Source organism: Paenibacillus oralis, from assembly GCF_003863965.1.
Taxonomy (GTDB): domain Bacteria; phylum Bacillota; class Bacilli; order Paenibacillales; family Paenibacillaceae; genus Fontibacillus; species Fontibacillus oralis.
This window is the reverse complement of record NZ_RRCN01000001.1, coordinates 581,514-605,869: the sequence shown is the minus strand read 5'-3', so window position 1 is coordinate 605,869 and position 24,356 is coordinate 581,514. Positions and strand designations below refer to the sequence as shown.

At 54.8% G+C, this 24,356-nt stretch carries 24 protein-coding genes, 1 pseudogene and 1 riboswitch; of the genes and pseudogenes, 17 read left to right on the top strand and 8 right to left on the bottom strand.

Annotated elements, in window-relative coordinates; translation table 11 throughout:
- Positions 1–78: 78 nt before the first annotated feature.
- Positions 79–1,203, top strand: a complete 1,125-nt coding sequence (locus EHV15_RS02890; RefSeq protein ID WP_178075741.1) for a transglutaminase domain-containing protein — start codon at positions 79–81, stop codon at positions 1,201–1,203.
- 71 nt (positions 1,204–1,274) lie between these two features.
- Here the strand turns inward: EHV15_RS02890 and EHV15_RS02885 are convergent, their stop codons facing one another.
- Positions 1,275–2,738, bottom strand: coding sequence for an amino acid permease (locus tag EHV15_RS02885; RefSeq protein WP_128629943.1), 1,464 nt, complete (start codon positions 2,736–2,738; stop codon positions 1,275–1,277).
- Positions 2,739–2,881: 143 nt separating this feature from the next.
- A riboswitch (Lysine riboswitch) is annotated at positions 2,882–3,082 on the bottom strand.
- Positions 3,083–3,209: 127 nt separating this feature from the next.
- On the bottom strand, positions 3,210–4,358 hold the full coding sequence (locus EHV15_RS02880; RefSeq protein WP_128629942.1) for a virulence factor: 1,149 nt from the start codon (positions 4,356–4,358) through the stop codon (positions 3,210–3,212).
- 248 nt (positions 4,359–4,606) lie between these two features.
- Between EHV15_RS02880 and EHV15_RS02875 the strand changes: the two genes are divergently transcribed.
- Positions 4,607–5,581 (top strand): MBL fold metallo-hydrolase, encoded by a 975-nt coding sequence (locus EHV15_RS02875; RefSeq protein ID WP_128629941.1) that lies wholly within the window; start codon positions 4,607–4,609, stop codon positions 5,579–5,581.
- A 331-nt stretch (positions 5,582–5,912) separates the two neighbouring features.
- Here EHV15_RS02875 and pgmB read toward each other — a convergent pair whose 3' ends face one another.
- Complete coding sequence (gene pgmB / locus EHV15_RS02870) at positions 5,913–6,590, bottom strand: beta-phosphoglucomutase (protein ID WP_128629940.1); 678 nt, start codon at positions 6,588–6,590, stop codon at positions 5,913–5,915.
- Between the two features lie 47 nt (positions 6,591–6,637).
- A complete protein-coding gene (locus tag EHV15_RS02865) occupies positions 6,638–8,935 on the bottom strand; it encodes a glycoside hydrolase family 65 protein (RefSeq protein WP_128629939.1) in 2,298 nt (765 codons plus the stop codon).
- A 119-nt stretch (positions 8,936–9,054) separates the two neighbouring features.
- On the opposite strand from EHV15_RS02865, the gene EHV15_RS02860 reads away from it, so the two are divergent.
- The 3 genes from EHV15_RS02860 to EHV15_RS02850 all read left to right on the top strand — a co-directional run bounded on the left by EHV15_RS02860 (position 9,055) and on the right by EHV15_RS02850 (position 11,762).
- A complete protein-coding gene (locus tag EHV15_RS02860; RefSeq protein ID WP_128635138.1) occupies positions 9,055–9,759 on the top strand; it encodes a helix-turn-helix domain-containing protein in 705 nt (234 codons plus the stop codon).
- A gap of 163 nt (positions 9,760–9,922) precedes the next feature.
- Positions 9,923–11,554: an ABC-F family ATP-binding cassette domain-containing protein gene (locus EHV15_RS02855; RefSeq protein ID WP_128629938.1), complete on the top strand. Its 1,632-nt coding sequence runs from the start codon at positions 9,923–9,925 to the stop codon at positions 11,552–11,554.
- A 1-nt stretch (position 11,555) separates the two neighbouring features.
- Positions 11,556–11,762: a hypothetical protein gene (locus EHV15_RS02850; RefSeq protein WP_128629937.1), complete on the top strand. Its 207-nt coding sequence runs from the start codon at positions 11,556–11,558 to the stop codon at positions 11,760–11,762.
- A gap of 449 nt (positions 11,763–12,211) precedes the next feature.
- On the opposite strand, the gene EHV15_RS02845 is transcribed toward EHV15_RS02850, so the two are convergent.
- Entirely contained in the window at positions 12,212–12,400 is a 189-nt protein-coding gene (locus tag EHV15_RS02845; RefSeq protein WP_128629936.1) for a hypothetical protein, read from the bottom strand.
- A gap of 203 nt (positions 12,401–12,603) precedes the next feature.
- Here EHV15_RS02845 and EHV15_RS02840 point away from each other — a divergent pair, with 203 nt between their 5' ends.
- From EHV15_RS02840 to EHV15_RS02810, 7 genes are all read left to right on the top strand, one after another.
- Complete coding sequence (locus EHV15_RS02840; RefSeq protein WP_178075740.1) at positions 12,604–13,476, top strand: cation diffusion facilitator family transporter; 873 nt, start codon at positions 12,604–12,606, stop codon at positions 13,474–13,476.
- A gap of 483 nt (positions 13,477–13,959) precedes the next feature.
- On the top strand, positions 13,960–14,751 hold the full coding sequence (locus EHV15_RS02835) for a C40 family peptidase (protein WP_128629934.1): 792 nt from the start codon (positions 13,960–13,962) through the stop codon (positions 14,749–14,751).
- Between the two features lie 172 nt (positions 14,752–14,923).
- Positions 14,924–15,409 (top strand): DUF948 domain-containing protein, encoded by a 486-nt coding sequence (locus EHV15_RS02830; protein WP_246061268.1) that lies wholly within the window; start codon positions 14,924–14,926, stop codon positions 15,407–15,409.
- 121 nt (positions 15,410–15,530) lie between these two features.
- The gene (locus EHV15_RS02825; RefSeq protein WP_128629933.1) at positions 15,531–16,685 is read left to right on the top strand and encodes a SpoIIE family protein phosphatase; all 1,155 of its coding nucleotides are present in this window, start codon (positions 15,531–15,533) and stop codon (positions 16,683–16,685) included.
- 88 nt (positions 16,686–16,773) lie between these two features.
- Positions 16,774–17,097 (top strand): STAS domain-containing protein, encoded by a 324-nt coding sequence (locus EHV15_RS02820; protein ID WP_128629932.1) that lies wholly within the window; start codon positions 16,774–16,776, stop codon positions 17,095–17,097.
- A 32-nt stretch (positions 17,098–17,129) separates the two neighbouring features.
- Entirely contained in the window at positions 17,130–17,582 is a 453-nt protein-coding gene (rsbW, locus tag EHV15_RS02815; protein ID WP_128629931.1) for an anti-sigma B factor RsbW, read from the top strand.
- Entirely contained in the window at positions 17,579–18,352 is a 774-nt protein-coding gene (locus EHV15_RS02810; RefSeq protein WP_128629930.1) for a sigma-70 family RNA polymerase sigma factor, read from the top strand. The genes rsbW and EHV15_RS02810 overlap by 4 nt, the downstream gene beginning before the upstream one ends.
- 74 nt (positions 18,353–18,426) lie before the next feature.
- Here the strand turns inward: EHV15_RS02810 and EHV15_RS02805 are convergent, their stop codons facing one another.
- Complete coding sequence (locus tag EHV15_RS02805; protein WP_128629929.1) at positions 18,427–18,642, bottom strand: hypothetical protein; 216 nt, start codon at positions 18,640–18,642, stop codon at positions 18,427–18,429.
- 250 nt (positions 18,643–18,892) lie between these two features.
- Positions 18,893–19,053, bottom strand: a pseudogene (locus EHV15_RS38185) (IS4 family transposase); the annotation flags it as partial.
- Between the two features lie 279 nt (positions 19,054–19,332).
- Here EHV15_RS38185 and EHV15_RS02795 point away from each other — a divergent pair.
- Positions 19,333–20,235 (top strand): transposase, encoded by a 903-nt coding sequence (locus EHV15_RS02795; RefSeq protein ID WP_128629928.1) that lies wholly within the window; start codon positions 19,333–19,335, stop codon positions 20,233–20,235.
- A gap of 451 nt (positions 20,236–20,686) precedes the next feature.
- Positions 20,687–21,694 carry an asparaginase gene (locus EHV15_RS02790; RefSeq protein WP_128629927.1) on the top strand — a complete coding sequence of 336 codons (1,008 nt, stop codon included), beginning with the start codon at positions 20,687–20,689 and terminating at the stop codon, positions 21,692–21,694.
- Positions 21,695–21,918: 224 nt separating this feature from the next.
- Here EHV15_RS02790 and EHV15_RS02785 read toward each other — a convergent pair whose 3' ends face one another.
- Positions 21,919–22,146 (bottom strand): DUF1128 domain-containing protein, encoded by a 228-nt coding sequence (locus EHV15_RS02785; RefSeq protein ID WP_128635136.1) that lies wholly within the window; start codon positions 22,144–22,146, stop codon positions 21,919–21,921.
- Between the two features lie 156 nt (positions 22,147–22,302).
- Here EHV15_RS02785 and yyaC point away from each other — a divergent pair, with 156 nt between their 5' ends.
- The 3 genes from yyaC to EHV15_RS02770 are packed head-to-tail and all read left to right on the top strand — an operon-like array spanning position 22,303 to position 24,355.
- Positions 22,303–22,833 (top strand): spore protease YyaC, encoded by a 531-nt coding sequence (gene yyaC / locus EHV15_RS02780; protein WP_128629926.1) that lies wholly within the window; start codon positions 22,303–22,305, stop codon positions 22,831–22,833.
- 25 nt (positions 22,834–22,858) lie between these two features.
- Positions 22,859–23,659, top strand: a complete 801-nt coding sequence (locus EHV15_RS02775) for an alpha/beta fold hydrolase (RefSeq protein WP_128629925.1) — start codon at positions 22,859–22,861, stop codon at positions 23,657–23,659.
- Between the two features lie 48 nt (positions 23,660–23,707).
- Positions 23,708–24,355 carry a DUF6483 family protein gene (locus tag EHV15_RS02770; RefSeq protein WP_128629924.1) on the top strand — a complete coding sequence of 216 codons (648 nt, stop codon included), beginning with the start codon at positions 23,708–23,710 and terminating at the stop codon, positions 24,353–24,355.
- Position 24,356: the final 1 nt, after the last annotated feature.

Genomic DNA, 24,356 nt, shown 5'->3' with positions numbered 1-24,356 from the left:
AAGTGCGGGATGCTGGAAAAAGCTATCAAGGTTTGATGCACCGACAACAAGCCAGGTATGGAGAAGGAGCTGTTGGTTGTGGAATGGACATCCATGAGAAAATTTGCTGCAGCGGGAATTGCCGGTACATTATTGTTCGGCACGGTATCGGGCGAATGGAAAACCACAATAGCTTACGCCTCGCCTGTGACATCCAGCGTAACATCGGCCAAGGACATACAGGACCAGTTGGCGGCAGGGCTTAAAGCCCGCAAGCCGCAAATCAAACTGTTATATAAAGGGAGTACGGCAAAGCTGGAAAACCTGATGAGCACGGCCATGAACCAAGCTCTGGATCAGGATCCCTATACGAAATACGTGGTGGATCGCTATTCCTACGAATGGGAAGGAACGTCGGAATTCGCGACGGTTTCGGTCAAATTTCAATACCGGGAGACGCTGGAGCAATCCAACTATGTTTTTGCAAAAATAAAAAACATCGTGGCGGAAATCATTCATCCGGAAATGAACGATCACCAAAAAATCAAAGTGATTCATGACTATGTGGTGCGGTATTTGAAATATGACCAGGATTTGCAGAAGTTTACGGCCTTCGAAGGTTTGACAACAAGGGAAGCCGTCTGCCAGGGTTATGCGCTGATGACTTATCGGATGCTAGAGGACGCGGGGATTGATAATTTAATCATCGAAGGTAAAGTGAACAATACCGCGCATGCCTGGAATCTGGTGCAGCTCGACGGCAAATGGTATCATCTTGACACGACTTGGGATGATCCGGTGCCGGACGGGGGCGACCGCGTGCGTTATACGTATTTTTTGCTGACGGACGATCAGATTCGGAAGGACCACAGCTGGACGCTTAATTATCCGGCTGCCGCGACCGCTTACCGGGATGTGTTAAGCTCGCTGATTACCGCAGGCGGAGGGAACACCGGATACTATAAAGAATTATATAAAACGCTGGGATACGATTTGTTTGATAATGGCGCGGTTGTGACGAGCAGGGAAGGGATCCGCAGCAAGGTCGTCGAAGCCCTGAACGACAATCGGTCTTCGGTTACCCTCAGATACGGCGGTTCGCAGCAGAGTTTGCTCCGCCATCTCAGGGAGCTTTATACCTTAAATCTTACAAACATCAAGTATAACGAGGAACGGCTTGAAGGCACAAATGATTTGAAGGTTGAAATCGTGTGGGAGAAATAGCGTTTAATATGAAAAACCGGCTTCACGGGAGAAAGAACTCTTCCAAGAAGCCGGTTTTTTTGAGGTAGGCGTTAACGTTGATCCGGTACTTCGAGATCGCATTTGTCCAGCGGGATCAGCCTGGACTTTTGGGTCCATTTGTACCCGAGCCACACCAGGAGGAACAACGGCACGCTGATATAAGAAACAACGACGCCGTACCAATCGATCGTTTCGCCCGTGAAGGCGGACAGGTTTTGCCCGAGAATGACGATAAAGCAAAGGATGAAGGCGAATATCGGGCCAAACGGGAACCAGCGCGCTTTAAACGGCAGATCGTTCAAGTCGCGGCCTTGGGCCACGTAGGCCCGGCGGAACCGGTAATGGCTGATGGCGATGCCAAGCCAAGTGATGAATCCGCACATGCCTGAAGCGTTCAGCAGCCAGTTGTAGACGACGCCGTCGCCGAACAGCGAAGCGAGGAAAGCCAGCATGCCGACGAGCGTCGTGGCGAGCAGGGCGTTCATCGGGATGCCGCGCCGGTTCAATCTGCCGAGGAATTTCGGCGCCTTGCCGCGCAGGGCCAGGGAATAAAGCACCCGCGAAGAGGCGTACATCCCGGAGTTGCCGGCCGACAGCACGGAAGACAAAATGACCGCGTTCATGACCGAAGCCGCAAAGGCGAGACCGGCTTTTTCGAACACCAGGGTGAAGGGACTGACGCCGATGCTTTCCAGACCGCTTTTGAGCAAATTCGGATTCGTATAAGGGATCAGCAAACCGATCACGAGAATGGCCAAAATGTAAAAAATCAGAATCCGCCAAAAGACCTGCCGGATCGCCCGCGGCACATGCTCGCGCGGATTGTCGCTTTCCCCGGCGGCGACGCCGACCATTTCCGTACCTTGAAACGAGAAGCCGGCGGCCATAAATACGCCGAGGATGGCGAAAAATCCGCCGTTAAACGGCGCATCGCCGATGGTGAAGTTGGTGAAGCCGACCGCTTCACCGCCCATGATTCCGAAGATCATCAGAACGCCGACGACCAGGAAGATGGTGACGACGGTGATTTTGATCGCCGCAAACCAATATTCCGATTCCCCGTAGCCTTTGACCGACAAAATGTTGAGCCCGAGGATCAAGGCCAGGAACAGCACGCTCCACAGGAGGGAAGGGCTGTCCGGGAACCAGTATTTGATAATGAGCGTGGCGGCCGACAGTTCGGCCGCAATCGTAATCGCCCAGTTGTACCAGAAATTCCAGCCCATCGCGAAGCCCAGCGAAGGATCGACGAAACGGGAGGCGTAGGTTTCAAAAGAGCCGGAGTCCGGCATATACGTCGCCAGCTCACCCAAGCTGGTCATCAGAAAATAGACCATGATCCCGACCGCCGCGTAGGCTAGCAGCGCGCCGCCCGGTCCGGCGGATGCGATCGCGCCGCCCGAGGCCAGGAACAACCCCGTGCCGATTGAACCGCCCAATGCGATCATCGTCATGTGGCGGGCTTTTAACCCCGGTTTCAGCCGGCCGCCGGTCTCTGTTTTTTTATTACTCATGAGAAAAACACTCCTTCGGTATCCTAATTTTCCCTCGGCGCGGGGCCGAAGATGCATTCAGGTACAGGCCGAGGCTTGGAGCGAGCAAAAAAGGGCCGCGGAAAGGATTCCGCGGCCTGTTTATACCGTGTATCCCACCATAACATGAAGATAGCTCAACACGAAATTCCCCGGGTGACGGGAACCATCGTGACAGTTCTGTCCCTTTCGGCAACAGCCCCAGCCCATAGCCTTAGAAGCCGGCTTATAAGCTTCGGCGACGGTGCCTTTCCAACCGGATTCCCTGGCGGCTTCTAAGCGCCTCCTCCGGTGTACTCTTCACAATCGCGACCTCTACCTCACCGTTATGATGAGGTTATTTATTCACTTTGCACTTGAACACATTTTAATAGTATAAAACAAGGTTGGACGGGCGGGCAATGCCAAATTATTGACAACCTGCCCCGCCGCAGCGAACTTTCGGTGAATTTTTTAATTCCGGGCTTCGCCGCGGTCCCGGTTCGCCATTTGCTGCCAGACCGTGCCGGCCGCCTGTTCGCCGGATTCGATCCGCTCCACGGCCATTCTCGCCTGCAGGCCGACTTCGAATTCGGGATCGTCCGCCGCTGCCCGCAGCGCCTCCAGCGCGTCGTCGGTTCCGGCCTCGTACAGGAAGCGGGCGGCCCGCCAGCGGACCAGCTTGCTGCTGTCCCGCAGCGCCTCGATCATCGGCCCCGTGGCCGCGGGATCGCCGATGTCGGACAGCGTGTCGCCGGCGGTGCGCCGCACGGCGGCGGAGGAGTCGCGCAGCGCATCATACAGCAGCTCCATCGCCTCCGGCGTGCGCACGTCGCCGAGGTAGACGACGGCGAGCCGGCGGAGCTGCATCTGCGAGTCGCGCAGCGCCTGGGCCAGCAGCGGCAGCGCCTCGGGGCCCGGCTGCTGCAGCGCCTCCAGCGCGGCGTAGCGGATGCGCCAGTCGCTATTTGCGAGCCGCTCGCGGATCTCGTCCAGGCTCAGCTCGCGCCGCTGCTCGACGAACTCCGCCTCGCTGCGGCCGTGGGCGATCGCCTGGGCGACGATCCCCGCAAGCCGCTCGGACGGATACGCCGCTTCGAGCTCCTGCTCGACCTCGCGGGCGATCTCCGCGAGCTCCCCGTAGCGCACGCCGTAATCGGTCAGCTTGCGCTCCTTGATCAGCGTGGCGCTGGCCACCTCCGTAACCGCGCCTACGAACCGCGCGGACAGGGAGATGCGTTCTTCTTTGCTTCCCGCCTTGACCCGGATTTGCATCGGGATGCCGCGGAAAAACTGCACGAATACCTGCGCTTCCCCATAGGCGGCCGCCTCGTCGCTATCCGGGCTCCAGGCGGATTCGACGCCTTCCTGGCCGAATTGCCTTTGTACCTCGGACAGGATAGTGGCCCAGTCGGCGCTGCCTTTCCGGTCCAAAGCGACGAAATCGAGGGTATGGAACACGCTTTTCACTCCGGGAATGCTAAGCAGATTGCGGATCCAGGCAGGAGCGGAGCGTTCATTTTCGGGCGTATATGTTTTTCGAATCCCCGGCTCCAGGCTTTCGTCCAAATGCAGCTTCATCGTATTGGGGCTGGGCGTCGGTTCGATAAATATAATTTTCATAAAAGTTTCACATCTCCTTTCCCGTATATTGTACCTCAACGCTTCCGTTTGCCCAAGCTTTTCGTCCGCCGCTTTAGACCGTCGTCTTGGCTGTCCGTATAGGCAAAGGAATAAAAAGGTACCCTAGCGACACAATAATCTTAGTACATAACATATATTATTCCAGCAACCGGACTTGGCGAATTTGGATTGCCGCCGGGATTGTTTTAGAATAGAAAGAAAGAAATCGGAGAGGAGCACCTGGATCCATGCCGAGAACGCGCTACAACAATCTCGATAACGTGAGCACGGGCAAAAAGTTGAAGCAGTTCAAGCAGTTCAAGCAATGGCGGGATGAGCGCCGCATCAAAAAAAAGGACTATTCCTACGTTATTCCCCATTCGCCTCCCGATCTCGAGTATTTGCACCAAAACCGGAAGGATTCGACGATCACTTGGATTGGACATTCCACTTTTCTCATCCAATATCATGGATTAAATATTGTGACCGATCCGGTATGGGCATGGCGCCTGGGGCATCAGCGGCGGCTGACCGCGCCGGGGATCCCGATCGAAGATGTCCCGGAAATCGACGTCATTCTTATTTCGCATTCCCATTACGATCATATGCACGTCGCCTCCATCCGCCGTTTGTACGGGAGAGACACGCTCCTGCTCGTGCCGGTCGGCCTCGGGTCCAAAATGATCCGCAAAGGCTTTCGGCGGACGCGGGAGCTGAACTGGTGGGAAGACCTGCAGGTGGGAGATGCGAAAATCACGTTTGTGCCGACCCAGCATTGGACCCGGCGTACCCCGTTCGATACGAACACGTCCCATTGGGGGGGCTTCGTTCTGGAGCCGGCCGCGCCCGAACAAGGCGGCCAAGAACAAGGCAGCCCAAAGCCGCAGGTCATCTATTTTGCCGGGGACAGCGGTTATTTTCGCGGGTTCCGGGAAATCGGCGAGCGCTTCGATATCGACGTGGCGCTGCTGCCGATAGGGGCGTATGAGCCGGAATGGTTCATGTCGGGCGAGCACACCACACCGGAGGAGGCGCTGCAGGCTTTCGTCGACGTCAAGGGCAAACTGATGATTCCAATGCATTACGGCACGTTCCCGCTCGCCGACGATACGGCGCGGGAGGCGCTCGACCGCTTGGAGGCGGACCGCAAACGCCGCGGCATTGCCACGGAGACGGTACGGGTTCTGCACCACGGGGAGACGCTGCGTTTGCCGGAGTCATAAGGGAAACCGCGCTACCGGATGCAGCGCAAAATAAAACCCACCGCACAGGCGAAGGGCCTCTGCGGTGGGTTTTCTATTTCTATTGGGGGCATGGCATGGGCGCGCGGAAATAGCGGTGCAAAAGGTCGTTATTTTCGCCGGGGAAGAGGGTTCAGCACAAATAAGGGAATTTTTTGCCGTTATTCACGGCAGGCGAGAGCAATAATGGTGCTTTTTCCATGTTGGGTGCAAAATAGGTACAAAAAATGCCCCTATTCCCCTGATGAGGAGCAAAATATGCAAAATAGCGCCCCAAATTACCGCTATTTTTGGCGAGGAATGTGTCCCCGCCTTACCGCCGCGTCTCCGCGAACCGCTGCGCCAGCTCGCGGTAATTCAGCTCGGCGGTGCTGGGCAGCACGGCGTCCGCTTTCGGGAACTGCGAGCCGCTGCCGATCGCTACCGCGAACATGCCGGCCGCCTTGATCGCGTCGATGCCGGAGACGGCATCCTCGACGCCGATGCACGCGCCGGGCTCCACGCCCAAGGAAGCGGCCGCGGTCACAAAAATTTCCGGATCCGGCTTGTTGTTTTTCAGCCTGGTCACGTCCACGACGGTGTCGAAGCGGCTGGTGACGCCGAGGCTGCGCAGCACCGCCGGAGCGTTTTTGCTGGCGGAAGCGATCCCCGTTTTGATGCCGGCTTCCCGCAACTCGCTCAAAAAAACGTCGATTCCCGGCAGCAGGTCGGCTGGCGTGATGCCTGCGATCAGCTCGACGTACAGCTTGTTTTTGCGATCGGCCAGCTCGTCCATTTCCGCCGCGCTATAGGCCCTGGGCGGATTGGCTTGCCCCAGCAGCAGCTTCAGGGAATCGATCCGGGACACGCCTTTGAGATGTTCGTTAAACTCACGCGTGAACGGAATATTCAACTCCTCCGCGATCGCCTTCCAGGCTTGAAAATGGTATTCCGCGGTGTCCGTAATGACGCCGTCCAGGTCAAAAATGACCGCCTGCAAAGTCTGGTTCATCTGCACAAAACTCCTTTGGGTGAATCCTTTAATTTGCTTATTGCAAGCTACTGCCGCAACTCCCGGGTAACCGCACCGCCCGGCTGCAGTGTCACGGCTTCATCGTACAGCTTAAGTCCGATCGCTTCGCCTTCGGCGAGTTCCAGGACGACGCTCTCTTGGCTGATACGGACGTCGATCAGGCGGCCGCGGAACGTCAGGCGGAAGGCATATTGCTCCCAGTCCTGCGGAATGGCCGGGGCCAGCGAAAGGCCGGATTCCTTGAGGCGCATGCCGGCAAAGCCGTACACGATGGACATCCATGTTCCGCCCATGTTGGCCAGGTGCAAGCCGTCCTTCGTATTGCCGTGCGTATTGTCGAGATCGAGCCGCGCGGTTTCGATGAAGTACTCGTACGCTTTTTCCATATTGCCGATTTTGCACGCCATGATGCTGAAAATGCAGGAGGACAAGGACGAATCATGGGTCGTAATTTTTTCATAGTAATCGTAAGAACGGCGGATCGTTGCAAAATCCTGCTCGTCCTCCAGCAAAAAATGCGCGAGCACGGTATCGGCCTGCTTGCACACCTGATAACGGTAAATCGTCAGCGGGTGGTAGTGCAGCAGCAGCGGATAGTTTTCCTTTGGCGTGTTTTCGAAATCCCATACCGCTTTGCGCAGAAACGTGTCGTCCTGCGGGTTAATGCCTAGGCTGGCGTCATACGGCAGCAGCATCGCTGCGGCGGCTTTGTCCCAAGCGGCGATTTCCGCCTCCGTCACCCCGAGGCGTTCGCAAAGCGCGCGGCAGGCGGCCGGATCGTAGTCCTTCAGAATGGCGCAGCTCTTGGCGGCCCACTTCAAGTTATGCTTGGCCATGACGTTCGTGTAATAGTTGTTGTTGACGCAGCAGGTGTACTCGTCCGGCCCGGTCACTTCATCGATATGGAAAGCGCCCTCGTAATAATGGCCGATGCCGGCCCACAAGCGGGCGGTTTCGACCAGCATTTCGGCCCCGTAGTTCAGCAGAAAATCTTTATCCTGCGCGGCGAGATAATATTGAACGTAGCTGTAGGCGATATCCGCGCTGATATGGTACTGTGCCGTTCCCGACGGGAAAAAGGAGGAGCATTCCGTTCCGGCAATGGTGCGCCAAGGGAACAAAGCCCCCTGCTTGTGCCCCATTTGCCGCGCTCTCGCTCTGGCGTCGTCCAGCTTGGAGTAACGGTACAGCAGCAATTGGCGGGCAATGTCCGGCCGGGTCATCAAAAACAACGGGAACATATAGATTTCCGTATCCCAGAAGTAATGGCCTTCGTAACCTTCCCCGCTGAGGCCCTTGGCGGAAATATTGCTGTGCTCGTCGCGGCCGGCCGATTGCAGCAGTTGGTACAGGTTGAAACGGATGCCTTCCTGCAGCTTATCGTCGTTTTGAATGACGCAGTCCGCCGAATTCCAGTAGCTTCCCATATATTCGGCCTGCTCGGCCAGCAGGTTATCAAAGGACAGGCCCGACAGTGTTTCGTGCAGCTGCAGCGCCCGATCCAAGAAGCCGCCGCCGTGGCGCAAATTGTCGGTATATACGTTGTATTTCGTAAAATGCACCGGCCCGTTCAGGGACAAATCGGCCGTATACGTCACTTCGCCGTGGTTCGCCCCGCTGCCGGCTTCAAGCGCGACGGAGGCTTCGCCGTCCAGCAGATGGCGCGTAACGCAGGCGGCTTTCATTTTGGACACCATCGTTTCGTCGACGACATAACCGTATTCGCCCTTGACCCCGGTATCCGCGATCGTCATCCGCTTGGCATGGCCGGCGCCAACCCGGGGATCGTTCGGATTGGTGTAATTTTCGACCTTGCCGTTTACGGTGGACACGATCCTCAATTTGCCGGTGAAATTGACGGGCTCGATGGCGATATGAACCGCAAACAATTCGCGGCGCGTAAAAGACACCAGACGCCGGAACATCAATTTGATCTCTTTTCCTTGCGGGGATCTCCACTGTACGACTCGCTCGGCATACCCTTTGTCCATATGCAGGGTCCGTTCGAATCCGGTAATCGTCCCATGATCGAGCCGGAACGGGACCTTATCGTCGTCGAAATAAAGCAGCACCGTTTGCGCGTCGATATTGTTCACCAGCTTTTGCTGCGTATCCGGAAAGGCAAACAGTTTTTCGCCGTAAGGAATTTCGATCACGTCGTGAAAAGCGTTCAAATAGGTGCCGCGAATGCTGGTCATATCCGGGCCGTAGGTTTCCTCAAAGTTCCCCCGCACACCGAGATATCCGTTGCCCAGCGCAAAAACGCTTTCCAAATTGAGCAGCTCGGACTGGGTTAAGGCGGAATTGGCGATTTTCCAGGTCATGGGTTATGCTCCTCTCAGGCAAGTTTATGGTTGAATTTTAGAATCTTAAAAGGTAATGTTATACTAAATATTTTGGATTTTTATCAAAATTTTTAGGTGGGGATAAAGATATGAATCGAATGCAGTACCTGCGGGAAAATTTCGTGCATCCCCCCGTCGATTATGAGGAAGAACTGCTGGAAGCGATCCGGATGGGCAACGAACAAGGGGCCAAGGAAGCGCTGGGCAAAATCAACGAGCTGGAGGCCGCCGTGCTGGCCGTTTATCCGCTTCGCTCGAAAAAAAATGCGCTCATCGCCTCATGCACGTTGTTTACCCGGGCGATCATCAAAGGCGGCGTCAATCCGGAAATCGCCTTCCACCTCAGCGACAAGATTATTTTGGACATCGAAAAAATCGGGGATGTGGAGCGCCTCGTCCAGTTCGAATACGAAATGCTGGTGCAATTCGTGTCGGTGGTTCGCCGGGAACAGGAAGAGCTGCCCTACTCCCACCTTGTCAACCTGGCGATTTATTATATCCGGCAAAATATTTTTGCAGACTTGAGCCTGCCCGAAATCGCGGCTCATTTAAACGTGAATCCCAGCTATTTATCGGACCGGTTCGGCCGTGAGACCGGCATGTCCCTGACCCATTACGTCAACAGCCGAAAGATCGAGGAATCGAAGCATATGCTGCTCTATACGAACCGTCCGATCTCGGAAATCGCTTTTACGTTCAAGTTTTGCAGCCAAAGTTATTATACGCAACTGTTCAAAAAATTTACGGGAATGACCCCCAGGCAGTTCAGGACAAGCCGGGCGCAACTTAGCGCATCTTCTTGAAGTCTATCAAAATGCGGACAACCAGGAGGGAATAGGGGTGTTTTTTGGGCGAAATGGTTGCCAATCCCGGGTAAATCGCCGCCAAGGTTCAATTTATGCTTGAATCTATGATATAATCTAAAGCCAGTAGTGCGATTAATAATAAAGGATGGTAATGCCTAACATGATCAGTACAAATGGTGTAACGCTCCGCTACGGAAAACGGGCACTTTTCGAAGATGTAAATATAAAATTTACGCCAGGCAACTGCTATGGCCTGATTGGCGCGAACGGTGCGGGGAAATCGACGTTCCTGAAAATTTTGTCCGGTGAAATCGAACCGAACCAGGGCGAAGTGTTCATGACGCCGGGGGAAAGACTTGCCGTGCTCAAGCAGAACCATTTCGAGTATGACGAGTATCCGGTGCTGGAGACGGTCATTATGGGCCACGGAAGACTTTACTCGATTATGAAAGAGAAGGACGCTTTGTATGCCAAAGCGGATTTCTCCGAAGAGGACGGCATGCGCGCCGGGGAATTGGAAGGCGAGTTCGCCGAGCTGAACGGTTGGGACGCCGAGCCGGACGCGGCCGCGCTGCTGATCGGCCTTGGCATTCCGCGCGAGCTGCATGATAAGAAGATGGCCGAACTGAGCGGCAATGAGAAGGTCCGCGTATTGCTTGCCCAAGCTTTGTTTGGCAACCCGCAAAATCTGCTGCTCGACGAACCGACGAACCACTTGGACCTTGAATCGATCCAGTGGCTGGAAAACTTTCTGATGGATTATGAAGGCACCGTTATCGTCGTATCCCACGACCGCCACTTCCTGAACAAGGTGTGCACGCAAATCGCGGATATCGACTTCGGCAAAATCCAGATGTACGTCGGCAACTACGATTTCTGGTACGAATCGAGCCAGTTGGCGCTGCAACTGCAGCGGGACGCCAACAAGAAGAAGGAAGAGAAAATCAAGGAGCTGCAGGCGTTTATTCAGCGGTTTTCCGCCAACGCTTCGAAATCGAAGCAGGCGACCTCGCGGAAGAAGCAACTGGACAAAATCACGCTGGAGGACATCCGTCCGTCCAACCGGAAATATCCGTTCCTGCACTTTAAAGCGGAGCGGGAAGCGGGCAAGCAGCTGCTGACGGTCGAAGGGCTGACGAAAACGGTGGAAGGCGAAAAGGTGCTGGAGGGCGTCAGCTTCGTCGTGAACAAAGGCGACAAAATCGCTTTCGTGGGCCCGAACGGCCTGCCGAAAACGACGCTGTTCCAGGTCCTCATGGGCGAGCTGGAAGCGGACGGCGGGGAGTACAGCTGGGGCGTAACGACTTCGCAGGCTTATTTCCCGAAAGACAACTCCGAGTATTTTGACGGGGTGGAGCTTAATCTGGTTGACTGGCTGCGCCAATATTCAAACGATCAGGACGAGACGTTCCTGCGCGGGTTCCTGGGCCGGATGCTGTTCTCCGGCGAGGAAGCGCTGAAGAAGGCGAGCGTGTTGTCCGGGGGCGAAAAGGTGCGCTGCATGCTGGCGAAAATGATGCTGAACGGCGCCAACGTGCTGCTGTTCGACGAACCGACCAACCACCTCGATCTGGAATCGATCACTGCGCTCAACAACGGGCTGATCGATTTCGACGGGACGATTTTGTTCACATCGCATGACCATCAGTTCATCCAGACGATCGCCAACCGCATCATCGAAATTACGCCAAACGGCATCATTGACCGCGTCATGACGTACGATGAATATCTGGAAAGCGAAGAAATCCAAAATCTGCGCAAATCGATGTATCCGGAAGAGGTTAAAGCGTAAGTTGCAGAATTTGTTGTGTATTCAAGCCGCATGGGAGTCCGCCGGACGCCTGTGCGGCTTTTTATTTTGCGGGGAAAGTGGGGAAAGGCTGCCGGTGGAGCGGAGTGTGTGCAGAAATAACGGTAAAAAAGGTTCTTATTTTGGCTGGATGATGGGGATGAGTGAAATAAAGGTATTTTATGGCGTTATTTATGGGCGCACCCGGTAAAAGTCAGGTTTTCTTGGGGGGAGCAGGGAAATAAGGACCCAAATGTCCTCTATTGCCGGGGATTGGCCGAAAATTTGAAAAATAGCGACAAAAATGTCCGCTATCCGGACGGGGCCGAGGCGGGCGGCAAAAATTTTGCGCGGGTTAGCGGGTCGCGTGGCCTAACTAAGGCCGGCAGCCCATAGCCGGAAGGCTCGCAGCGCGGCAGCCGCGGGTGTGCCGCATCCTGGCATGGCAGCCCGCGCCCGCTGGGCCGGGAGACTGGCACCCGGATAGCCCGTATCGCGGCATCGGTATTCCAGCGCGGCATCCGGCGGGGCCTAGCGGCCGCAAAGGCAGCCCGCACCAGGAGAAGCGGCACGAAAAAAGGCACGGGGCTCCCGTGCCTTTATGCGCTGCGGCAACTTTTTGCCGGGCGAATTGCCCTAAGCGCCGCCTTGCGAACCACCCTACGAGCCGCCCGTACGGCGGCGCTGGTTGTTGGGCTTTTTGTTGTTTTGGCTTTTCAGCGCTTTGGTCTGAAAGCCATCCTTCATTCCCGGCTTGCCTGCGGCTTGCTGCTGCTGTTTTTTCTGGGCCAGCTTTTGCCGCATCGCTTCGGCCAAGTCGATTTTGCGTGGTTCATTATTTTCGCTCACGGTGATCATCTCCTCGAAATTAGGAAAGGGGCTGTTCCTATTCTATACGTTTTTAAAAGCGTGTACAACGGGAATAATGAGCCTAGAGCGCTTTTGCCTCGGCCAACACTGTTTCTCTGGACTCACATGGAGGTTATTTGTTAGTATGATTAAACGTTTTTATTCCTGACTGGTTCGGGAGAGGTCTGGAGGTGCAGGACTTGGTGGATATATATGAAGATATTCGAAAAGGGGAACGCGGGGCCTGGGTCAGCATTGCCGCTTATTTGGTGCTGTCCGCCTTCAAGCTGAGCAGCGGTTTTTATTTTGCTTCCAGCGCGCTGCTTGCCGATGGGTTTAACAACTTGACGGATATCGTGGCGTCGGTGGCGGTGCTGATCGGACTGAAAATTTCGCAGAAGCCGCCGGATTCCGATCACGCTTATGGCCATTTCCGGGCTGAAACGATCGCGGCGCTGGTCGCTTCCTTTATTATGGCCATGGTCGGCATTCAGGTGATCGTTGACGCGGTCCGCGCCCTGGCGGCCGGCAAACAAACCGAGCCGGATGTGCGCTCGGCGCTGATCGCCCTGGTATGCGCCGCCGCGATGGGCGGCGTCTATTGGTTCAACCGGCGATTGGCGAAGCAGATCAACAATCAGGCGCTGATGGCGGCGGCCAAGGACAATTTGTCCGACGCCCTGGTTAGCGTAGGGGCGGCCGTGGGCATTTTCGGGGCCCAATTTGGGTTGCCCTGGCTGGACACCGTAGCGGCCATCGCCGTCGGCATATTGATTTGCAAAACGGCCTGGGACATTTTTCGCGATTCCACGCACAATTTGACGGACGGATTTGACGAAAAAGAACTGCGTGATCTGCGCAGCACCATCTCGCGAATTCCCGGAGTAGAGGGGATTAAGGACTTAAAAGCCCGCGTGCACGGAAATCATGTGCTCGTAGACGTCGTTATTGAAGTGGATCCCCACCTGACGGTTATTGAAAGCCATGAAATCAGCGACCGCGTGGAGGATCGGATGCGGCGAATCCAAAATGTGATGCATGTCCATGTGCATGTGGAGCCGAAGGGAACGGCCTGATCGGACTGGATTGCGGTAAGTACATATTCTGTTCATGCGGGCAAGCGGCCGCCGCCTGATCAGGGGAGGGATTTTTTACCGCTATTTTGCGCAGAGAAGGGAAAATCTCAAAATAGCGACTTTCTCCGCTTCCGAGGACTTCCAACAAACGTCCTAAAAGATAGGACTTTTGGGAACCAATCCAAATTTACCCACATGGGAATATCCATTTCGTAATAAACTCGTCGGCAAGTCAACGCCCCCAACGATTGGCGAGGATTGTTGGCGGCTTCTCGTCGATTGGGTAGAACGCGGAATGATAGGACGGGGGCCTCTTTTTTAGCAGGCTATTTAGGAAATATGTCTTTGAATGCGCTTTCTCATAATGTGAGAATCGACCGATTTAGACATCTTTCGACAAGGGATATAATGGGGACAAGTCCAAAGAAAGGAGAAATGAACTAAAACTAGAGACATCAAGAACTGCACAAGGAGGCACAATCTATGAAACGAGGCATCACGATTGCTTTATTAAGCGCCATTTTACTATCTTCCTATACAGCGTTACCGGATCAAGTATCCGCAGCATCCGCGTCGGCAACCGCCGGGGCGGTCACCAAAGGACATATCAACAGCGGGGTGAACTTGCGCTCCAAGCCATCCCTTTCCGGGAAGGTGGTTGGCCAGGTGAAAAAAGGCTCCGAGGTTACCATTTTGGGTCAAAGCACCAAGTACTTCTATAAGGTGAAGACGCAAAGCGGAACGGTTGGTTATGTCAGCGCAAACCCGAAATACATTACGGTTTCCTCCGGCTCTTCCGCTCCGGCGCCAAAGCCCGAGACCTCGGGTTCCGTGAGCCAGCAAATCGAGCAGGTGATTCAAACCGGCATGAAGTATCTCGGGACGCCGTACGAGTTCGGTTCGAACCGGAGTACGACGACGACGTTTGACTGCTCGGATTTCGTCAGACAAGCCTATAAGGAGGCGCTCGGCCTAACCCTGCCGTCCGATTCGCGCAAACAGGGCGCCTGGATCAAAAACAACGGCACGGCCGTTTACGACATCGGCAGCCTGAAGCGGGGCGATCTCGTTTTCTTTATGAGCTACAAAGGTTCGAAGGCTTCCGCCTACGCGGGTATCGACAAGCAAAGCCAGCGGATTACGCATGTGGCGATGTATCTCGGCAACGGGCAACTGCTTCATACCTATTCGACCAAGTCGGGCGGCGTAAAGGTTGACCAGCTTGACGGGGCGTGGGTGCACCGCTTTATGTTTGGCGGAAGCGTCCTGAAATAAGCTGGCTTTAGGCCGCTCCCCCGAATTCATAAATCTCGTTTTCTCGGCCCTTTCTTATACTAAGAAGGGGCCGATTCGCATTTCGGCGTTAACAAGCCCGCCCCCACATGATAACCATCCTCGGCACATAGATTGAATTATGGCATGGTTGCCCGGACCGCCGGGGGGGAATTTGGATCATGGGAGCGAAAGCGAGGGGACGGATATGATTTGGGAAATCAGCGTGGCTTGCATTGCGGCGGGATTTGCGGTGCTTGTCGTTTTTTTGGCGAGAGCCTTGAGGACGGCGGAACGCTCTATGCGGCAAGCGGTGGAAACGCTAAACGTTATGCAAAACACGGTTGCCGATCTAAGCTCGGACGTCAAGCGGCTTGTGCACCAGGCGAATGATCTGGCCGCCGATGCGCAGCGTCAGCTGAAGCTGCTGGAACCGGTGCTGGAATCGGTTCACCTGGCCGGCGAAGCGTTGGGTGAGACGGCGCTGACGGCCAAACAGGTGTCTGCGGCGCTTGCCGGTATTCTTCGAAGCCGTTCCAAAACGGCCAAAGCTGCCGATCCGGCCATGGCCGAAAAGGGAACGGACGCCGGCCCCGAGGAGGCCGGTTGGGTCAAATGGGCGGATATTGCCGCCGAGATGTGGCAGAAATACCGGGGGTGACCTGATGGAGATGATTACCGAGCATAACGCTCGAAAGCCATCCGGAGCTTTTTCGGTTTCAATTTCGGCCGGGGCGGGTAATGTAAACGAGTAGTTCGCTATATTTTTAAGGGAGATATATATGAGAATTTTAATCGTCGACGACAATCCGACTAACATAATCATCATTCGGGAAATTTTGAAAAAAGAAAAATACCGGAACACCGTGTCCGTTTCCTCGACGAAGGAGATGTTTGAACGTTTGGGAGTGCGAAGTCTGGAGCGGATCGAGGAGAGCGGTCCGTCCGACATCGATTTGATTTTGCTGGATATGATGATGCCCGAAATGGACGGGCTGGAGGCCTGCCGCCTGCTGCAGCGGTCCGAGCATTTGAAGGAAATTCCGATCATTATGGTTACGGCGATCGGCGATTCGAACAAGCTGGCGGAGGCTTTGGATGCGGGGGCGAATGACTACGTCACCAAACCTATTAACAAAGTGGAGCTGATGGCCCGAATCCGTACGGCGCTGCGGCTGAAGCTGGAAAAGGACTGGCACAGGAACCGGGACCAGCGGATTCAGGAGGAATTGAAGCTGGCGGCGCTTGTGCAGAGTGCGGTGCTCAGCACCCCGATCCATGATCAGCATTTTGAAATCGATGCCATCTATAAACCTTCCAATGAATTGGCCGGGGATTTGTATGCCTGGTATTCGCTTGGCGAAGGAAGGTACGGGATTATTTTGCTGGACATGATGGGACATGGCATTTCCTCGTCTTTGTTCTGCATGTTTATCTCCTCGGTCATGAGAGACACCGTTCATAACTATGTCGAGCCGGAAAAAGTCATTCAGGAATTAAACCGGCAATTTAACCAATTACATATCGTAAGCAAGCTCATTCAATATTATTTTACGGCGATTTATCTTGTGGTGGACACGCAGCGGAAAAAAATCGACTACGTGAACGCGGGGCATCCGCCGGCGCTATTCTACAAGCATGACGGGTCGCTCGTCAAGATGGACCGGATCGGCCCGCCGGTCGGTTTGTTTGACGAAATGGAGGTGCATCCTCAAACGCTCTATTACGAAGAAGGCGGGCATATCGTGCTTTACACGGACGGGCTGGCCGACGCGCAAAGAGGCACCTTGGAGGAGCGCCAGGCCTGGCTGGAACATTCGCTGAAGGGCAGCGGCCATCGCTTCAACCGGGAGGAAATGAAACGGCTGTTTTTTGACGAAGGTTTGCCGCGTGAGCGGGAAGACGACAAATGCCTCGTTTGGATTTACTTGAAATGAGGCGCCGGAGGGCGGCCTTTTTTGTTTCAGTGCCGGACAGGCTGGGTTATCTTGTAGTAAGTAAACTTATTTCAGGAGAGAGTTAGCGATGAATACGAGAAAAAGTGAAAAGTTTTCCGCAACGCCGCAATTTGAAAACGGGGTACGCACTGTATTTTTGCGCGGAGAGTTGGATTTGTCCGTTGCTCCCGATTTGCGGAAAGTGCTGGAACCTCTGGTGGGGAACGAAGATGAGGATCTGATCATTAATTTGAAGGAGCTAAAATACATCGACAGTACCGGCATCGGGATTCTGCTGTCCATTTTGAAGGCAAGACAAGGGATGTCCGGCCGATTTTTCGTCAGAGAAATCCCCGATCACATTCACAAGCTGTTTGAATTGACCGGGATTGCGAAATTTTTTGCGGAATAGGAGAATTCCCATTAAGGAAAGGATCGAGTATCATGATAGAGGAAGCAGAGAGAATCATCATCAGTTTGCCGGCAACCGCGGAATACGTGGATATCGTCAGGTTAAATTTGTATGGTGTAGCCTCGAAAATGGGTTTTTCGTACGAACAAATCGAAGATATGAAAGTCGCCGTCTCCGAGGCCTGCAACAATTCCGTGCTTTACGCTTACAAGCAGAGGGCGGGAATGATGGAAGTCACGTTCGAAGTTTTGGCCGATGCTTTGTCGATTACGGTCAAGGACGAAGGGGAGAGCTTTGAACCGTGGAGCAAGCCGGGAAATCGCGTCAGTCTGCATGATAAAGAGCTAAGCGAGGTGACGGTTGGCGGATTGGGCTTTTATTTGATGCAGGCGCTGATGGATGATGTCATTGTGGAGAGCAAAGTCGGACACGGAACGAAGGTGATGATGCTGCGCCGGCTCCAGAAGAGTGAGGAAAAGGTATGACCGACAAGCAGACTCCCCATGAGTCGTGGCAAGCATCGGTTTGTCTGATCAGAATTTATCAGGAAACGAAAGACAATGAGGTCGCAACGGAATTGATCCGGAAATACGATCCCATGGTCAAAACGGCCGCCAGCAAAATTGCCCGGAACCGGCCCGACTTGTATGAAGACCTGTATCAGGTTGGAGAAATGGCCTTGATCCGGCTGCTTCAACAGTATGACACCAGTCTCGGAATACCGTTTGAGCCCTATGCGATGAAAAGCATGATCGGCCATATGAAAAACTATTTGCGGGACAAGTCCTGGTATATCCAGGTGCCGCGCAGAATCAAGGAAAAAGGCGCGCTTGTGCAGCAGGCCATCGACGAGTTGACCGTACAGCTTGAACGATCGCCCAATGTAAAAGATATCGCCGAATATTTGGAGCTGTCGGTCGAGGAAACAGTCGAAGTGCTCGCCGGACGCGAATGTTATCATTATGTATCTCTGGATTCACCGCTTTCTCAGGAGGAAAGCGCGGCAACGCTGGGGGAACTGCTTAGCTCGGAAACGAATGACTATGAAACGTTGGAGAAACGGATGGATTTGCAGCAGGCGCTCTCGTATTTGAAAATGCAGGAACAGCAGGTGCTGCTGCTTGCTTTTCAGGAGGGGCAGTCGCAGAGAACGATCGCCCGTAAGCTGGGCATGTCACAGATGAGCGTTTCCCGCATTCAGAAACGGGCGACGGAAAAGCTCAAACAAATCATGGATCAAATGAATACGAATTAACACCCTGACATACTAACTTACGAGAACCCGCGCCGCCCTTCCGGAAGGAAGGCGGCGTTTTTGGCTTTATTCCTCTACTGCTGGGGGTCGGGTTTAAGCCCGTCCTGCAGATCTTCGCTGCCCGTTGCCATCTGTTCCATGTCCTCGCCAAGCTGGATCAAATCCTCCATATCGTTGACCATCGAACCGTTTTCGGCCTCGGAAATCTCCTTATGGTCGGGAAACTCGCCGGAAGCGGCGTCCTTTATTTGTCCGCTGACGTATTGCTCCTGCTTGTCTTCAGGTTTCATGGCCGGTTTGCCTCCTAATTGTGTGTGGGGGGATGACAAGTAGTTTGCGCTGATTTCGCGGATCACATGTATAAGTTGAACTAAAGAAAAAGCGGGAGTTAGGCTAGAGGGGCAATATTCTAAATAATACACACTTTAGAATATTATAACTCAACTTTCGCAGCAAAAAATCCGGCAGACAAGCCTTAATTTAGCTGGGTAAAGCAGCAATCCATTCGGAGTTGACGCTGAATCATAGGCGGACAGTGTCTTCCCTAAACCGGACAAGCAACTTGACCGCTTTGCTGCGATTCCGCTCAAACATGGAAGCATGGAAGCGTCAACGATGAAGAGGGCGTCACGATCCGCCGAGGTCAGCGTATCTACCTTTTGTACCGTAGCCGTTTCGAGCAGTGTCACAAATCGACGCCAGGTGAGGGGGCTGTCTAAAGGGTTCGTGTGTTCGTGTCTTCGTGTCTTCGTGTCTTCGTGTCCCTGCCTGCTGCTTGCCTTTGCACGATTATCCCTTTTGTTCAGAGAGCGGGGGGTGGGGGCTAGAGTAAGGGTTCCAAAAAAAGAGAGAAAAAGAGATGAGGAAAAAAAATGAGGCGGTTCAGGTGAGATTTTCGGCTTGATTAGGGAACGTATGTTTGGTATAATAAAATAAATCGAACTCACGTTCGTGTATAATTGATTCGGGGGCGAGCGAACATGGAGGTCAATACGGGAACGGAACTTCAATCATTCAGCAGCCGTTATAACAGCGAGCAGGCCTGCATGGAGGCGGTGATCGCGATGAAGTGGCCGAACGGCTTCGTCTGCCCGCGCTGTGCTCACACCCGGTGCAGTCGTCTGACTTCCCGGCATATCCCCTTGTTCGAGTGCGGAAAGTGCAAGCATCAAACGTCGGCTTTGGTCGGCACGATTTTTGAACGAACGCATCTGCCCCTGCTCAAGTGGTTCAAAGCGCTGGAGTTGTTCCTACTCCCTGACGGCGTCTCGGCGATGCGGCTGAGCCAGGTGATCCGAGTCACCTACAAAACCGCCTGGTTGCTGCTGCACAAAATACGCCATGCCGCCCTAGAATTCGATGCCCGGGAGCTGCTCTGCGGAGACGTGAAGGTGAACAGCGATCTGTATGGGCGTAATCCGTCCCGGTTTCAGCTTTCGCATCCGTATGCCTCGGCGGTCGTAGCGGGATGCACGGTCACAGAGTCGGGCGAGCCGGAGCAGGTCAAAATCCGCCTGGTGCCGCATAAGAGAGGAGACGGACAAAGGGCAAACCGTCACGAACTCGCCGCGTTCATCAACGAGCATGTGGATGTCCGTACATCGGCGGTAGAGTCGTTTCCTCTAGCCTATCGGCTGTATGCGCCCTTGCGGAAAGTGGTGAGAGAGGCGTGGGAATCGCTGAAGAGTACATATATAGCCTTGGGACTGAAGCATCTGCAGGTGTACCTGAACGAGTACACCGTACGCCGCTCGCTGCGCCGGCCCGGAGCGGAAGAAACGATGCGGCAGAAGTTGCTGCGCATGTGTGTGGCGATTCGGGCGATCCCTTACCGCCGGCTGATCGCGCACCAACCGAACCAGCCCCTTGCGGCTGCGGCCTGATCGAGACGCTGGAACGGAATAAGTTAGCTTAATGCGGATCAACTTGATTGGTGTGGGTTAGCATGAACAGTCCGGGCGTTGCTGCAAATGGAAGGGTTCTACAGCAAAAACACGGTCTTTTCGTTTCCCTCGCGTCTTGTCCTTGATCTCTTGACTTGATTTTTTGTCCGGCCTGTTTCACCTCCCCTAAACCCGATTCCTTCTCCTAAGCCCGTCTAAATTATCTTGAACCTATCTGCTTCTCCACCAAATATTATCTTCTCCCGAGCTTGTCTGTTTCTCTGCTACCTGATCAAACGGGATAATCGTGCAAAGCGTCCGGACAGCGAGTGTTGATCTGCCGCCCACCCCAAGAAAAGATTACTTTAAATAGAGGGATCCATAGCCTTTGCGGTAACACTATACTATACTGTAGGGATGGAATCCGGAAGATAAGGAGATAACGAACCATATGGAAACAGTACTGGTGAACGAATACCGTGGGGGCTTATTGGAGTGCACCCACTTTGGTCATATTTGCATCGTGAACGGCCGGGGCGAGGTGCTAAAACAGGCGGGGAATCCGCATCAGATCGTGTTCACGCGGTCGGCGGCCAAGCCGATTCAGGCGATTCCGGGAATTCGGGCGGGCATCGTAGAGGCGTTTGGCCTCAGCGATGCGGAGGTTGCAATCATGACCGCGTCCCACCGGGCCGAAGAAGCGCACGTCGAAACGCTGGAGCAGCTGCTGGACAAAACCGGGCTTAAGGAAGAAGCCCTTGTTTGCGCACCAAGCCTGCCGTTGGATGAAAAGGCCAAGGAACGGGTACTGCGCCAAGGCGGCAGCCGGAGACGGTTATACCACAACTGCGCGGGGAAGCATCTGGGTGTCTTGGCCTACTGCAAGCTGAAAGGCTATCCCCTGGACGGCTACAATCGGCCGGAGCATCCGGTGCAGAAAGAGATTCTGGCAACGTTGGCGGGGCTCGCCGGCTGCGCGCAGGACGACATTTCGCTCGGCACGGACGGCTGCGGGTTCCCCGTTTTTGCCCTGCCGCTGTCCGCATTGGCGACCGCCTACGTCAAGCTGGCCTGCCCGTCATTGATTGGCGATTCAAAAACGGCGGAGGCCGCCGCTTTTATCGCCTCCGCCATGAACCGCCATCCCCAGCTTGTGGCCGGTTCGGGGCGAATCGATTCGATTTTGCTGGAGGATCCGGATATCGTCGCCAAAGGCGGCTTTAAAGGGGTGTATGCCTTTGCTTTGCGCAAACAGCAGCTTGGCATTACGTTTAAAGTGCTGGACGGTTCGGAGGAGGAATGGGGCCTGATCGCCACGGCCATTCTGGAGCAGATCGGTTACGGCAACGAAGAAACGCTCCGCAAGCTGCGGAGCGCCTTTCCGTCCTCGATTAAAAATGATGAAGGCTGGGAGGTCGGCCATGCGGAGACGGCCTTTTCGTTGCGGAATCCGGGTTGACGGGTAGAGGATTCGATTCGGGTAAGGCCACCCCTCATAAAATAGCGGAACTTTATGGTCTTATTTTCTGGATTGAGCATGTTCGTCACCAAATAGCGGAATTTTATGTCCTTATTTTCCAATACACGGGCAAAATTCGGTCATCTCCTCGTGATTCGGGAAATAGCGCCATTTTTTTCCCTTATGTTTTAGAGAAGGGCTTACGCTTTTATAGGAGCTGTCTTCTAGGCCTTGCTGCGCAGCCGGCCCAACTCCTGGGCAAGCGCTTCGACCTCGGAAATGCTGAGGCGATCCTTGCTCATCACGATATCGTACACATCCCGGATGTCGTCGTATTGCTCCACGTTGAACGCCGTTGCCGACATAGCTGCTCCGGACGCCATTTTCAGCTTCGTTTTGATCGCCTCGATCATAAATTCGATATTGGCCTGGCTTTTTATGGACAAATCCATCTTCTTCATCCTTTCATAACCTTCGTAGTCGTATAATACGTGACCTCTCTGTGCTATTGTATCATGCCGGGGCAAAATTCATGAACCTTTGCGGTGATCCGCCGCAATGCGTTACAATCAGGGTACTATATACCGGGAGGGGGCGAGCAGGGGTACGTGGAGGAATGGAAGGTATGGCCGCAAGCCGGTTTGGAGCAAACCAAGCTGAGCGGCGGCGAGTTGGACTCTTTTTTTCGAAAAATTTATACCAGGCATCAAGGGAAAACGATCACGTTTCTGTGCATCGGTACGGACCGGTCTACGGGTGACGCGCTGGGCCCGCTCGTCGGTACGAAGCTGGAGGAGCGGGGAATGACGGCGGTCGTCGGCACGCTCCGGGAGCCTTGCGATGCGGGGAACCTGAAGGAACGCCTGGCTGCCATACCGCCGGAAAATATCGTTGTGGCCATCGACGCCTGTCTGGGTGCTCCGGGATCGGTAGGTTATTACCTCGTTTCGGAGCAGCCGCTGCAACCGGCGCAATCGGTGGGCCGCAGCCTGCCTGCGGTTGGGCATTACAGCGTGGCTGCCGTCGTGAATGTGAAAGGACCCAAGCCTTACTGGACACTGCAGATGACCTCACTGTACAAAGTGATGCAAATGGCGGATGAAATCGCGGCCGCGGCGTCTGCGTCTGTTGGAGAATAAAACCTTGGAGAAAGAAGGTAGTGTCATGGACAAGATAACGGTTAACGGATTAACGATCGCCTATGAGCGGCAGGGAGCAGGCGAAACGGTAGTGCTGCTGCACGGATTTATCGGCAGCTCCGCGTACTGGGAGAAGGTTCAGCCGCTGCTTGCCGGACAATATCAAGTGATTGCCCCGGACTTGAGGGGACACGGCTCTACGGATGCTCCGATGGGGGCTTATTCCATCGATAAAATGGCTGATGACGTGGCCGGCCTCATGGAGGCGCTTGGCATTCCGAGGTACACGCTGCTTGGGCACTCCATGGGAGGGTACGTAACGCTGTCTCTGGCGGAGCGGTACGCTTCGAGGCTGGATGGATTCGGGCTTATTCATTCCACGGGATTCCCGGACAGCGAGGAAGCCAAGGAGAAGCGGCTGCAGGCAGTATCGCTCATCCGCGCCGAAGGGATGACCGCGTTTGCGGACGGGCTCGTTCCGGGCCTGTTCGCCGCGGAAACGGCGGCGAAGTCTCCGGCCGACGTGGACCGGGCGAAGGAGATCGGCTACCGTACGCCTCCGCAAGGCGCGGCCGGAGCCGCCCTGGCGATGCGGGAACGCCCCGACCGCCGGAACGTGATGGCCGATACTTCGCTGCCGCTGCTGCTGGTGGCCGGCGAAAACGATGCGGTCGTTCCGCCAGCGCGGTTATTTACGGCGGAAGGCCCGAACGTGACCAAAGCGGTCATCCCAGGGGCCGGCCATATGAGTATGTATGAGGCGCCGGAGCAGCTCCACACGGTCGTTGCTGATTTCCTGCGGCATGTATACGCCGGCGGGAAATAAGCGGAAGACCGGGCTGCTTTCAAGGCCGCCGGAAAGGATTGGAGAGACATGCTGCGGAGAGATTACCTGGTTCGCATGATCGAGGATATGACGGAGATCTTGGGAAAAGTATTTGCGCTTAAACAGGAGAAAAAGTCGGTGGAGGCGCGCACCGAGCTGGACGAACTGTACAAAAGGCACTTCCGGCTGAATGCGCAGCTGCTCGGGACCTTATCGGCCAAGGATATCGTGCAGATGTTCCGCACCGGCGGAGAGATTGAGGCCGATAAACTGCAGAGCCTTGCCCGGCTGCTGAAGGAAGAAGGCGATTTGCTCGCCTCTTCCGGCGAGCCGGACGAAGGGATATCGCGCTGGCTGAAATCGCTGCATCTGTATTTAACGTCAGCGCTGAGCGGAGCGGACCGTTCGTTATGGGATTGGGAGGACAAAATCGCCGAGCTAAGGTCGCTGCTGCAGGATTACCGCCTCCCCGCCGAAACCGGGAGGCTGGTCTTCCGTTACGAAGAGCAGGAGGGCCGTTTCGATCAGGCCGAAAACGTCTTGTTCCGGCTTCTGGAGGAGGAGGAAATCTCTAAAGACGAAGGACTTGCCTTCTACCAACGGTTGTTGCGGCTACCGCCGGAACGATTGGAAGCGGGCGGGCTGCCGGAAGAAGAAGTCCGGGAAGGGCTCGCCGAGCTGGAAAGCCGATTTTAGC